The 12,771-nt window shown below is 40.5% G+C and carries 11 protein-coding genes; 5 read left to right on the top strand and 6 right to left on the bottom strand.

Annotated features, from left to right (window positions below; translation table 11 throughout):
• Nucleotides 1-14: 14 nt before the first annotated feature.
• A complete protein-coding gene (locus VF500_RS06565; protein WP_330858897.1) occupies nt 15-1,100 on the bottom strand; it encodes a mannose-1-phosphate guanylyltransferase in 1,086 nt (361 codons plus the stop codon).
• 261 nt (nt 1,101-1,361) lie between these two features.
• On the opposite strand from VF500_RS06565, the gene recQ reads away from it, so the two are divergent.
• Nucleotides 1,362-3,554 (top strand): DNA helicase RecQ, encoded by a 2,193-nt coding sequence (recQ, locus tag VF500_RS06570; RefSeq protein ID WP_330858907.1) that lies wholly within the window; start codon nt 1,362-1,364, stop codon nt 3,552-3,554.
• 53 nt (nt 3,555-3,607) lie between these two features.
• Here the strand turns inward: recQ and VF500_RS06575 are convergent, their stop codons facing one another.
• From VF500_RS06575 to VF500_RS06585, 3 genes are all read right to left on the bottom strand, one after another.
• Nucleotides 3,608-4,261: a carbohydrate-binding protein gene (locus tag VF500_RS06575; RefSeq protein ID WP_330858898.1), complete on the bottom strand. Its 654-nt coding sequence runs from the start codon at nt 4,259-4,261 to the stop codon at nt 3,608-3,610.
• 62 nt (nt 4,262-4,323) lie between these two features.
• Entirely contained in the window at nt 4,324-6,228 is a 1,905-nt protein-coding gene (locus VF500_RS06580; protein WP_330858899.1) for an OmpA family protein, read from the bottom strand.
• A 39-nt stretch (nt 6,229-6,267) separates the two neighbouring features.
• Nucleotides 6,268-6,891, bottom strand: coding sequence for a 7-carboxy-7-deazaguanine synthase QueE (locus VF500_RS06585; RefSeq protein WP_330858900.1), 624 nt, complete (start codon nt 6,889-6,891; stop codon nt 6,268-6,270).
• Nucleotides 6,892-7,166: 275 nt separating this feature from the next.
• Between VF500_RS06585 and VF500_RS06590 the strand changes: the two genes are divergently transcribed.
• From VF500_RS06590 to VF500_RS06600, 3 genes are all read left to right on the top strand, one after another.
• Entirely contained in the window at nt 7,167-7,931 is a 765-nt protein-coding gene (locus VF500_RS06590) for a hypothetical protein (protein ID WP_330858901.1), read from the top strand.
• Nucleotides 7,932-8,011: 80 nt separating this feature from the next.
• Complete coding sequence (locus VF500_RS06595) at nt 8,012-8,734, top strand: hypothetical protein (protein ID WP_330858902.1); 723 nt, start codon at nt 8,012-8,014, stop codon at nt 8,732-8,734.
• Nucleotides 8,731-9,069 carry a Rieske (2Fe-2S) protein gene (locus VF500_RS06600; RefSeq protein WP_330858903.1) on the top strand — a complete coding sequence of 113 codons (339 nt, stop codon included), beginning with the start codon at nt 8,731-8,733 and terminating at the stop codon, nt 9,067-9,069. The genes VF500_RS06595 and VF500_RS06600 overlap by 4 nt, the downstream gene beginning before the upstream one ends.
• Nucleotides 9,070-9,191: 122 nt before the next feature.
• Here VF500_RS06600 and VF500_RS06605 read toward each other — a convergent pair whose 3' ends face one another.
• A complete protein-coding gene (locus VF500_RS06605; RefSeq protein WP_330858904.1) occupies nt 9,192-10,073 on the bottom strand; it encodes a bifunctional 5,10-methylenetetrahydrofolate dehydrogenase/5,10-methenyltetrahydrofolate cyclohydrolase in 882 nt (293 codons plus the stop codon).
• 386 nt (nt 10,074-10,459) lie between these two features.
• Nucleotides 10,460-12,247: a translation elongation factor 4 gene (gene lepA / locus VF500_RS06610; RefSeq protein WP_330858905.1), complete on the bottom strand. Its 1,788-nt coding sequence runs from the start codon at nt 12,245-12,247 to the stop codon at nt 10,460-10,462.
• Between the two features lie 93 nt (nt 12,248-12,340).
• On the opposite strand from lepA, the gene VF500_RS06615 reads away from it, so the two are divergent.
• Nucleotides 12,341-12,771: fructosamine kinase family protein (locus VF500_RS06615; protein ID WP_330858906.1), on the top strand; the 431-nt coding region annotated here is incomplete at its 3' end.

The following is a 12,771-nucleotide window of genomic DNA, read 5'->3' on the forward strand; positions in this document are numbered from 1 at the left end:
TCTAATAACTGAAGCTAAATATACTTCGCCCCGAATTTACTTTTTACATCGGCCACAACCTGCTTAATGTTTTGTTCCTGATCGCGGGGGCAAATGAGCAGGGAGTTGTTTGATTCTACAACTATATAGTCGTGCAAGCCCTGCAATATCACCAGCTTTTCGCCAGGCACATTTACCATGCAGTTTGATGAATCGTACATTATCACTTTTTCCGCCGGGATAACAGCGTTGCCTACGTAGTCCTTTTCGGCCAGGTCATATACAGATGCCCAGGTGCCAAGATCGCTCCATCCAAAATCCGACGGCAATACATATACATTATCGGCTTTTTCCATAATGCCGTAATCTATCGAGATGTTGATACATTGCTGATATGCTTTATGAACGTATGCCTTCTCGTCATCCGAGTTATAAACCGGTCTGGCATCAGCAAATATTTCATGCATTTCGGGAAGGAACTGGCTGAACGCTTTAACAATAGCTCCGGCCGACCAAACAAAGATACCGGCATTCCATAAAAAATCGCCGCTTTGGATAAAGGTTTTAGCTATTTCAAGTGTAGGCTTTTCAGTAAAGGTTTTTACTTTATGAAACTCATCGTTGATAATGTTATCTGTGTACTGGATATATCCATATCCGGTATCGGGTCTTGATGGTTTAATGCCCAGTGTTATCAGGTAATCATTAGAGGCGGCAGTTTGCAATGATTTCTCGATAGCGGTAACAAAAGCATCTTCATCCAGGATCTGCTGATCGGAAGGGGCCACAACAATGGCAGCATCAGGGTTAAGGCTTTCAATTTTAAAACAGCCGTAAGCAACGCAGGGTGCAGTATTACGCATTACCGGTTCTGTAAGGATCTGCTGATCCTCCAGGTCGGGAAGCTGTTGTTTAACAAGCTTGGTGTAGTTTTCGTTAGTAACAATGTATATGTTTTCTTTCGGACATACTTTCAGGAAACGTTCGTAGGTATTTTGTATTAAGGTTTTACCTGTGCCAAGAATATCTATAAACTGTTTAGGGTGCGAAGTACGGCTTATCGGCCAAAAGCGGCTTCCAATCCCACCAGCCATAATTATCGCATAATAGTTTTTATTCATGAGAAAGTAAAGAAATTTTAATTTGGTATATCGACCGTAAAAATGTGTATTAATTTGTTAATTATCCATTAAGTGTACCTAAATAATTTAATGGCATGTGTAGTGGCAAATTTGTCTGGTTATTTAAATAACCAATTAAGGAAATTGTTTTTCATCTCATCATCATTTTTACATAAAATTTAAAAGTAAATCCAGCGTTTATTTAGAAAATTTTGTTACTTTAAACTTTTAAATACAATTTAAGAATTTGTTAAAATAATGATAGAAACAAAGAAATCGCTATTTGACAATCTCCAGAATTTTTTCGGGTTTGATAATTTTAAGGGAGAGCAGGAAGCGATAATAACCAATATCCTGGCTGGTAATGATACATTTGTTATTATGCCTACCGGGGGCGGCAAATCGATGTGTTATCAGTTACCGGCCTTAATGAGTGATGGCACGGCAATCGTAATTTCACCACTGATAGCCCTGATGAAAAACCAGGTAGATCAGCTCAGGGCGTTTGGAGGATCAGATAGTATAGCCCACTTTTTAAACTCATCACTTACAAAATCAGAGATAGGCAAGGTTAAGGAAGATGTACTGGCAGGCAAAACAAAGTTACTGTACGTAGCACCCGAATCGTTAACCAAGCAGGAAAATATAGACTTCTTACGCCTGAACCATGTATCATTTGTTGCGGTTGATGAAGCGCACTGTATTTCGGAATGGGGGCACGATTTCAGGCCCGAATACCGCAAAATACGCCAGGTTATCAGCAACATCGGCGAAAACATACCTATCATAGCGTTAACAGCTACAGCTACCCCTAAAGTTCAGCAGGATATTCAAAAGAACCTGCAAATGAATAATGCTACCGTATTTAAATCGTCATTTAACCGTGGTAACCTTTTTTACGAGGTAAGGGCCAAGCGTAACGTTATAAAAGAGATAGTAAAGTTTGTAAAGCAAAACCAGGGAAAATCAGGGATTATATATTGCCTTAGCCGTAAAAAGGTTGAGGAGGTAGCTGAGGTACTTAATCTTAACGGAGTGAAGGCACTGCCATATCATGCCGGACTTGATCCTAAGGTGCGTGCCGATACACAGGATAAATTCCTGATGGAAGATGTTGATGTTATTGTTGCCACTATAGCGTTCGGTATGGGTATTGATAAACCCGATGTTCGTTACGTAATACACCACGATGTGCCTAAAAGCATGGAAGGATATTATCAGGAAACAGGCAGGGCCGGGCGCGACGGTGGAGAAGGTGTTTGTGTATCTTTTTATTCAGAAAAGGATATTGATAAACTTCAGAAATTCATGAAAGATAAACCTGTTTCGGAACGCGAAATAGGTACCCAGATACTCAAGGAAGTTATTGATTATTGCGAATCGTCGGTTTGCCGTCGTAAACAGTTGCTGCATTATTTTGGCGAAAATTTCAATGAAGCAGGCTGTAATAACATGTGTGATAACTGCTGTACCCACAAGGAGCATTTTGATGGTGAAGAACACCTGCACAGAGCGTTGAGTTTGATCAAACATATTGGCGAGAAGTTTGACGACCATCATATCATCAGCATATTAATGGGTGAGGAAAATGCGCAGATCAAAAATTATGAGCATGACCAGCTTGATTATTATGGCTCGGGTAAAGAATTAGGTAAAAACCTTTGGAACTCGCTTTTAAGGCAGGCTTTGCTCAATAATTATATTTCAAAGGATATTGATCAATACGGGCTTTTAAGGCTTACTAAAAGTGGTAACGGCTTTATTGAGAATCCGCACAGCATCCGTTTTGTGTTGAATAAGATAATGGAAGCTACGGATGATGACAGCGATGATGACGGGCCAAAACAAAGCGGTGGTGCACTTGATACTCAGCTTTTGCAAATGCTTAAGGAGCTGCGTAAAAAGCTGGCCAAGCAAAAAGGACTACCTCCGTTTGTTATATTTCAGGATCCATCTTTAGAGGAGATGTGTACCCATTATCCCATCAATACCGAAGAGCTTAAACAAATTTCGGGTGTTGGTGCAGGAAAGGCACTGAAGTTCGGTAAACCATTTACCGATCTGATCCAGAAATATGTAGAGGATAATGATATTGACAGGCCGATTGATATGGTGATCAAAAGTGCAGCCAATAAATCGGCGCTTAAAGTGTTCATTATTCAAAATATCGACAGGCATTTAAACCTTGATGATATAGCTGCCTCAAAGGGGCTTACTTATGAGGAGATCCTGAAGGAGGTTGAAACTATTGTTAACTCAGGAACCAAGCTTAACCTTAACTATTATATTGACGAGGTTATTGACGAGGATAAGCAGGAAGAGGTATTTGATTATTTCCGCACTGCCGAAGCCGACTCTATTGATGAAGCTTTAGCCGAATTGGGCAGCGACGATTACACCCGTGAAGAGGTACAGTTAATGCGTATTAAATTCATGTCGGAATTAGGGAACTAACCGTTTAAGACTTAAAATACAGATAGCCTTTGGATTAAATTCTGAAGGCTTTTTTATTTTGCGCCCGCTCCAATGTTGATATAGTCAAGGTTCATATTACCGTTAGCAACTATATGGAGGGTTAGGACATGTACGCCTTTGCTTAGTGTTATTGAACCAATAGAGTCAGAGGCATTCCAGTGGTGCCATTGCCGCCATGCTACAGTATCACGGCTGTCATGTGTTGAAGCTATCTTCATCTGTCCGGTGGCATCCTTGCCGTCAATGTCAAGCGAAATTGCTCCATCTCCATTTGATGTATACAACACACCGATAGGATAGGTACCTGTCTTATTCACTTTAACGGTATAGTTGATCCATTCGCCTGGTTGTGTCCAGCCAACATAGAATTTGTTAAGATCCCGGGGAACTTTATTGTACGGATTATTGTCGATATTGCCTGTCTTTGTGTAAGAGATGTCAACGCCTTCGTGCATCCTGAATTCGTTTAAAAATGTGCCGTTTGCAGGGTTAAGTTTTCCGTTGCCGTTGTTTGTACTATCGGTATCATGATAAGCTACTCCTTCGCCACCTTCGTCATAATATTCGCATTCCAGCCTTCCCGGAAGCTGCTGCATTTTTCCCTGCCATGGTTTACCAATGTTTTTATAAATAAATGCACATGAAATAAATGCCGCAGCAGTAATGATCAGGGATGTTTTTCTCATTTAAGTTTTACAATTGGAGTTAAACTAAAATAAAGAAAATATGGCGTGTAAATTGTAAAAGCTTATTTAGTTATGATCATAAATTCCGTACGCCTGTTCTTAGCCCTGTCTTCGTCTGTTGTATTGGGTGCTATAGGTTGTGTTTCACCATAGCCTTTGTAAACAAGGCGGCCAGGAGCAACGCCTTTTGATGTAAGGTATTTGTAAACGGATTTAGCCCTGTTTTCGGATAAGACCTGGTTCCCCTGGTGATTGCCTACGTTATCGGTATGGCCGGATATCTCAATACGTACCGTTGGATTTACACCTAAAAACTCAATAAGCTTCACGAGCTCTGCCTTTGATTCCTTTTCAAGATCATATTTATTGGTATCGAAAAAGATATTTTTGAGTATCACCTTATTCCCGATTTCAATAGGTGATAGCAGGGCTACAATGTTAAATGGATTTTTGGTTTTATAGTTTTTAAGCGAGAAGTTTTCAGAGTAAAACAGATAGCCGCTTTTTGAAATATTAAGCCCATAATTTTTGCCTGATGTTAGCGTGACTAAAAAATCGCCTTGAACCTCGTCGCTGTAATCCTGGTAAACGGGTTGATTAGTGTCGAGATCAATGATCTCAACAGCTGCTTCAAGCGGTTGTTTTGTTTTAATGTCTTTTACAAAGCCTTTAACATAAGTAACCAATCGTGGCCGAATATGAATCGGGAGCTCAAACTTATATATGTCATAGCCGCCAAACCCGTTTAAACTATTTGACGAAAAGAAAGCATAATCTCCATTGGCAGTTAATGATAAGCCCCCTTCATCGTCGCTGGTATTGATGGGATAACCCAGATTTTCGGGCTTTTGCCATTTACCATCATTGCCTAATCGGCTTACAAATAAGTCTTTGCTACCTAAGCCCGGCCAACCATCACTGCTGAAATAAAGTGTACTATCATCCGGGTGTATAAATGGTGATTGTTCGTTATAAGGAGTATTAACATTAGGGCCAAGGTTTTCTGGTTCGCCCCATCCTGTTTCGCCCAACGTGCTTTTCCATATATCATAACCTCCATAGCCCCCTTTGCGGTTACTTATAAAATAAAGGGTGCGCCCGTCGGCGCTTATAGATGGTTGTGATTCCCACCCCGATGTATTTACCGGCGGGTTCAGATCAACGGGCTTCCCCCAATCATTGCCTTTTTTTTGGGCTATGTAAATATCGCACCTACCTAAGCCATCTGGGCGATTACAGCCAGTAAAAAAAAGGTATTTACCATCCTGCGATATGGACTGGGCGCCCTCGTTATATTTTTCGGTATTTATTTGATTGCTTAGATAAGTGGCGGTACTCCATTTGCCGTTCGTTTTCTCGCTTTTATAGAAATCTTCGTTGTTGTTAATTTTCCGGGTAAATATTAAAGTGTTCTCGTCGGCTGTCGCAACCGGGAGATATTCATCGTTAGCCGTGTTTATTTCAGGCCCGATGTTTATGGGTTTAAATGGTACCGGGTGAGCCATAGCCTGAATACTGAATTTAGCGTCTGCAAGCATCTTTTTTGCGTAAGTGATGTTTTCAAGACTGAGGTCTGGATAGGTGAGGTACTTTTCGAGATGTTGTTGCGCCTGTGTATAACTTGCGCTGTGAATTTCCATTTCACCGGCTTTAAGATACGCCCCCCTGTTAAACTCAGGGCTCAGTGAAATGACTTTAACATACTCTTCAACAGCTGATTTATACATTCGTTTCATTCGGTATAAGTCGGCAAGTAATAAATGCGCCTCTACAAATTTTGAATCTTCACCAATGGCTTTCAATGAATTTTTAATAGCCTCATCATAAAGATGTTCATCGAGGTTTTGATAGGCACTAACAAAAAATTTTACAGCTTCTTTATTGGACGACGAATACCTGGTTGGCTGCTGGGCGCAAAGCAACGCAGGTAAACATAACGCAAGCACCAATAATACTGCAATCTTCATTTATAACTTAGGATAATTTAATATCGTAAGTTACAAAGATTATGGAATATTCAGATACTTATGTGTTTGTAGTGAAATTTCCCACTGTGGATTCTCTTTTACATAGTCAACAATAAGCGGGGTCATTTCTTTGGATTTTGACCATTCGGGCTGCAGGTAAAGCTTACAATCGGGCGATACCATTTTGGCGTGATATTCGGCCCACTCAAAATCAGATTTGTTGAACACGATCACTTTCAGCTCGTGTGCACTTTCGGCCACATTAGGGGTAGGTGCTTTGAATTTTTTTGGCGAAAGGCAGATCCAGTCCCAATCACCCGAGAGCGGGTATGCACCTGAAGTTTCGATAAATGTTTTTATTCCCTTTTCGTGCAGCTGATGGGTTAAATAATCCAGGTTGTAAATAAGGGGCTCGCCGCCGGTTACCACAACAGCTTTTGCCGGATGAAGCGCTGCGTTACTTACAATGGTATCGGCTGCTGTGAGCGGATGCAGTTCGGCATCCCAGCTTTCTTTAACATCGCACCAATGGCAACCAACATCGCAGCCACCAAGACGAATGAAATACGCAGCTTTACCTGTGTTGTATCCTTCGCCCTGTATCGTATAAAACTCTTCCATTAAAGGAAGCAACGTGCCGTCGTCTGGTATTTGGTGTGCCATAGTTATTTAAGGGTGCAAAGGTACTTAATTATGCTGAAAGCTTAAAGCTCAAGGCAGAAAGCAATAACAAAAGCGCAGTAATTGGAACAATAGGAGAAATAAATGACACTGTATTGATAGCATGCATAGAGCTTTACGCTTTTTGCTTTCAGTATTTGGCTTTTTTTATTTCCACTAATAATTGTTATTATTACTTTTAATTTTAAGATAACCAATTAACCGTATTTTCGTAAAATGTTATAACTGTATCGGTAACGCTTAATTTATATCCGGAGATGAAAAAACTTTACTTTCCTTTAATTTTACTGGTGGTACTTTGTTTTAGTTCATGTGTGGATATTGAAGAGCATTACGATTTTAAAAGTGACGGAACCTGTAAGGTTGCTTACGCTTTTGATATGAGCAGGGCGGTATCAGTGCTGGTTAACCTGATGTCTGATTCGGTTAAGCAAACTCCTCAATTTAGTTTGGTTAAGGATACAACACTTAATTTTTACAGCGCAATACCCGATAGCGCCCAGCAAAAACTGAAAGCTGAAGAAATTGAAATGGCCAAAAGCAGTGAGCTGACTGTTAATATGAACCTTAAAAAGAGTGTTATGAAAGTGACACTTAATCATACAGCAAAAAACGCTGCTGATCTGCAATACTATTTGCAAAATGTATCTAAAATAGCACTTAATACACAGATCAGTGCTATAACTACTACGGATAAAGCCAATAAACCATTCGATGCGCGACAAATGGTAGGAGGGCAGGATTACTATTCGTATGATATAACTCCTCATAGATTTTACCGCATCATTGACAAAGCCAAATTCAACGCTTTTTTGAAAAAGACGCAGGCTACTTTCATGATGGCCAAGGCAATGCTTATCGACATGCCTTATAAGGTGATCCTGAGATTTGCCCACCCGGTAAAGAAGATCAATAATTCAAAGGCCATGCTCTCGGCCGACAGGAGGGAAGTTACCCTGGTTACCAGTATGGATGAGGTGATCAAAAACCCCAATGTGATGAACCTGAAGATAGATTTTTAAGGATTTACTGCCCCATATTAAGATTTAGAAATAATGGAGTAATATTAGACTTTGAAATTTGTAGTACATATCTTGTACTTATGAAATCTGACCTTGATCAAATTATTGAATATTTTGAAAGTGAAAAGCAATCACTTGAATTGTCGATCAAAAGAAACCTGGCCGAATATGATTACCTGTATGCTCATTATCAGCACGAAGGTCTTTGGCGTTTGGACAACCATCTTGGTGTATTAAAGCGCTTTAAAGACCCTTTTTATTATAAAAAGGACGAAATTGAAAGATGGATTAGAAGGATGAGCGCTTTTGAGGATAGTGAACGTCTTTCTTTTTATAAAGATCTAATTGCCGAAAAGAGAGGCGAACTTGAAAAACTAAACAGACAGCAAACTGATTACTATTTTAATGATAGCCAGGTAATTGACGACGCACTGTCCGGCCTGTACGCAAAGCAAATAAAAAAGTTTAGATTGTGTTTGAGTGCAGAAGATAATTTCCATATCGACTTTGAAATTACCGGTGATCTTTTGCGTATAACTCATCAGCCTGATTTTGAATCCCGCAATTATGACTATTCGATAGATTTTGACGACGAGCATGACACCGCACATCGTCACCCATTAGAAAAACTTGGTTTTGAGTGGAGCACAGATCGAAAGGTATTAATTTATTATTACGACATAAAGGAACTTAGGGAGGCTCTGCCTGTTAAGATTTTATTGTCGCGCATTGTTTATGAAAAATTTAACTTTGGCCAGGGCTATCGCGATCTAAATTCCTCAGTTAGTACATTCTGTAAATGAGATGGTATAAAGTTTCAGGCATAATCGACATTGAAAAGCCATTCATAAAAAAGGCTAAGGCTGGTAGCAAAAGTATTTGCCTGGTGGGTTTTGATGAACAGCTCTATGCGGTATCGGCCAAATGCCCGCATGCCGGTGCTGATTTAAGTGAAGGCTTATGTGTAAGAAAACTTATTGTTTGCCCATACCACCGATATACCTATGATCTGGAAACGGGTAAAGGAGGCGAAGGACAAAATGATTTTATTGAAACTTACCCGGTTGAAATGAGAGATGACGGCGTTTATGTTGGTGTAAACTCCGTTTGGGATAAGTTAAAGCAAGCGTTTAAGTAGAATGTGCTTTTTATTAATTCCGTCATTGCGAGGTACGAAGCAATCCCAAACTATACAGGGCGGACCTGCTTATCGGGGATTGCTTCGTACCTCGCAATGACGATTTATATGAAAATGGAGTTTTATTTATAAACCTCTTTATTAGCCGAAGCCAAAGTATTTTTAAGTAAACCAACAATGGTCATCAAACCAACACCGCCCGGTACAGGAGTGATCCAGGAAGATTTTGGTGCTACATTCTCAAAATCAACATCACCATAAAGCTTAAAGCCTGATTTTGTTGTGGTCGAAGTTTCACGGTTCATACCTACGTCAACTACTACAACACCATCTTTTACCATATCGGCAGTAATGAAATTCTTTTTACCAATAGCAACGATCAGTATATCTGCATCAAGCGTGAATTTTTTGATATCAGGCGTACGGCTATGGCAAATGGTTACCGTGCAGTTACCCGGAGTGGTGTTACGTGCCATCAGGATGCTCATTGGCGAACCAACAATATTGCTACGACCAACAACTACGCAATGTTTACCGGCTGTTTCAATGCCATATTCTTTAAGCATTAAAGTGATACCATAAGGCGTTGCCGGAATAAATGAAGGCAAATTGCGTTGCATACGCCCAAGGTTAACGGGGTGAAAACCGTCAACATCTTTACGGTGATCGATACGTTCGGTTACCTTTTCAGGATCGATATGTTTTGGTAACGGAAGCTGTACGATGATGCCATCGATATCAGGATCCGCATTTAATTCCTCTACTTTTTTTAGTAACTCGTCTTCAGTAACATCATCTTCATAACGCACCAATGATGATTTGAAGCCTACTTTTTCGCAGTTCTTCATTTTGCTGGCAACATAAGTCTCGCTGCCACCATCATGGCCAACCAATACCGCTACCAAGTGTGGCTTGCGGCCGGTTTTCTCCAATATTTTAGCTGCTTCTTCAGCTATTTCAATCTTAAGTTTTTCTGATACGTATTTTCCGTCTAAAAGCTGCATTGTTAGATGTTTTTAATGAAGTGATCAGGTAAGGGCGGCAAACTTAAATTTACCGGCTCTGATTTTACTCGTACTTTTATAAAAGGCCTGTTATCCAGGGATAATTTTAATCCGTGATTTCGATTGATTTTACTAAGGATACTTTCAATGGTTTCCGTTTTATTGTTCAGGAGCATTTCAAATATAATTCTATTTGAGTCTGCGTATTTATTGAAAGCATCAATGTAATATTTCGGTTCGCCGGCATCGTACACAATCCATTTACCATAAACAAAGTCTCCTAAATGAATATGCTTAACAAACCCGGTTGCTGTAAAATATGTAACTAACCTATACAGAATATATCAATTTACTCACCCTCACTTCCCATCAAAGGACCCCGGGGCTTAATCCAACTTCAAAACCGCCATAAATGCCGATTGAGGTATCTCAACGTTACCTACCTGGCGCATGCGTTTTTTTCCTTGTTTCTGTTTTTCCAACAACTTACGTTTACGGGAGATATCACCACCATAACATTTGGCTGTTACGTCTTTACGTAAAGCTTTTACTGTTTCGCGGGCTATGATCTTGGCACCGATAGAGGCCTGGATAATGATCTCAAATTGCTGACGCGGTAAAAGTTCTTTCAACTTTTCACAAATCTTTTTACCAAAATCGTAAGAGTTACCGCGGAAGATAAGAGATGACAATGCGTCAACAGGTTCGCTGTTTAAGCGGATGTCCAGTCTTACCAGGTCAGATTGACGGTAGCCAATCTGATGATAATCAAAAGAAGCATAACCTTTTGAAATGGTCTTCAATTTATCATAAAAATCAAATACGATCTCGCCCATCGGCATCTCGAAGATCAGCTCAACACGCTCGGACGTCAGATATGATTGATTGGTGATAGTACCGCGTTTTTGGATACAAAGCGACATTACCGGGCCAACAAATTCAGATTTAGTGATGATCGTTGCTTTGATATATGGCTCCTCTACAAAATCAATTTTACTTGGGTCGGGAAGATCGGATGGGTTATTTACGATAAATTCATCGCCTTTGGTAGTATGGGCCACGTATGATACGTTGGGTACAGTAGTAATTACCGTCATGTTAAACTCACGCTCCAAACGCTCCTGGATAATCTCCATGTGAAGCATGCCCAGGAAACCGCAACGGAAGCCGAAGCCTAATGCCGCAGATGATTCCGGTTCAAATACTAATGAAGCATCATTTAACTGCAGTTTGGCCATTGATTCGCGCAGTTCTTCATAATCTTCAGTATCAACAGGGTAGATGCCGGCAAATACCATTGGCTTTACCTCTTCAAAACCCTGGATCCCAACTTCGCAAGGACGATCAACCTGGGTAATTGTATCACCTACTTTAACCTCTTTTGCTTCTTTTATGCCTGAGATGATGTAACCTACGTCGCCCGTTTTGATCACATCTTTAGCCAGCGGACGTAATTTCAACGTACCAACTTCATCAGCAAGGTATTGCTTTTCAGTAGCAACGAATTTCACTTTATCGCCCTTGCGGATCTCTCCGTTAACTACTTTAAAGTAAGCAATGATACCACGGAATGAGTTAAATACCGAATCGAAGATCAAAGCCTGTAATGGAGCTTTAGGATCACCTACCGGAGCAGGAACGCGTTCAACAATAGCACGAAGAATATCGTGCACGCCCATACCTGTTTTGCCTGATGCAGCGAGGATTTCCTCACGTTTGCAGCCAATAAGGTCAACGATCTGGTCTTTTACTTCCTCGGGCATAGCGCCGGGAAGGTCCATTTTGTTTAGGATGGGGATGATCTCCAGGTCGTTCTCTAAAGCAAGGTATAAGTTTGAAATAGTTTGCGCCTGAATGCCCTGTGCCGCATCAACTATCAATAAAGCACCCTCGCAAGCTGCGATAGAACGGGATACTTCATATGAAAAATCTACGTGACCGGGGGTATCGATCAGGTTGAGCACATATTTTTGCCCATCAAGCTCATAGTCCATTTGTATGGCATGGCTTTTTATGGTAATACCGCGCTCGCGTTCCAGATCCATATCGTCAAGCAACTGTGCCTGCGATTCGCGCTGCGTTATGGTGTTAGTATATTCTAATAACCTATCAGCAAGTGTACTTTTGCCGTGGTCGATGTGTGCTATGATACAAAAATTACGAATGTGCTCCATTGAACCGCAAAAATAACTTTTTAAACCGATAATTTGTATCGGCTAATAAATTAACTATTTTGAAATGTTTAATTTAAATAATATCCGGGCAAAATGACTGTATCGGCAGGCGTAGTAAATGATATTGAACTTGGCTTGAATGCTACAATTAAGCATATAACCCCGGTAACCGGAAGCGATATTAACCTGGCCTATCGCTTACAAACCACATTGGGTAATTTCTTTATTAAAATAAACAGCCGCCATAAATTTCCGCGCATGTTTAAAAGCGAGGCGGAGGGCCTGGCCGCTATACGCAAAACAAATTCAATAGCTGTACCAGAAGTCATTTTACAGGGCGCTACGGAGAACGAAAGTTACCTCATGTTGCAATGGATTAATGCAGGACAAAGTAGCAGAACATCATCGCAACAGTTGGGACGTCAGCTTGCCCGGATGCACCGCACTACATCGGCGCGATTTGGATTTGAGACAGATAATTATATGGTATCACTCCATCAAAGCAATAAGCGGCACAATAACTG

The sequence above is a fragment of the Mucilaginibacter sp. genome (genome assembly GCF_036383575.1).
In the GTDB taxonomy this organism is placed as follows: domain Bacteria; phylum Bacteroidota; class Bacteroidia; order Sphingobacteriales; family Sphingobacteriaceae; genus Mucilaginibacter.

Coding starts and splice junctions, on each gene's coding strand:
- VF500_RS06565 (WP_330858897.1), bottom strand. CDS start 1,100: ATGAATAAAAACTATTATGCGATAATTATGGCTGGTGGGATTGGAAGC.
- VF500_RS06575 (WP_330858898.1), bottom strand. CDS start 4,261: ATGAGAAAAACATCCCTGATCATTACTGCTGCGGCATTTATTTCATGT.
- VF500_RS06580 (WP_330858899.1), bottom strand. CDS start 6,228: ATGAAGATTGCAGTATTATTGGTGCTTGCGTTATGTTTACCTGCGTTG.
- VF500_RS06585 (WP_330858900.1), bottom strand. CDS start 6,891: ATGGCACACCAAATACCAGACGACGGCACGTTGCTTCCTTTAATGGAA.
- VF500_RS06590 (WP_330858901.1), top strand. CDS start 7,167: ATGAAAAAACTTTACTTTCCTTTAATTTTACTGGTGGTACTTTGTTTT.
- VF500_RS06595 (WP_330858902.1), top strand. CDS start 8,012: ATGAAATCTGACCTTGATCAAATTATTGAATATTTTGAAAGTGAAAAG.
- VF500_RS06600 (WP_330858903.1), top strand. CDS start 8,731: ATGAGATGGTATAAAGTTTCAGGCATAATCGACATTGAAAAGCCATTC.
- VF500_RS06605 (WP_330858904.1), bottom strand. CDS start 10,073: ATGCAGCTTTTAGACGGAAAATACGTATCAGAAAAACTTAAGATTGAA.
- lepA (WP_330858905.1), bottom strand. CDS start 12,247: ATGGAGCACATTCGTAATTTTTGTATCATAGCACACATCGACCACGGC.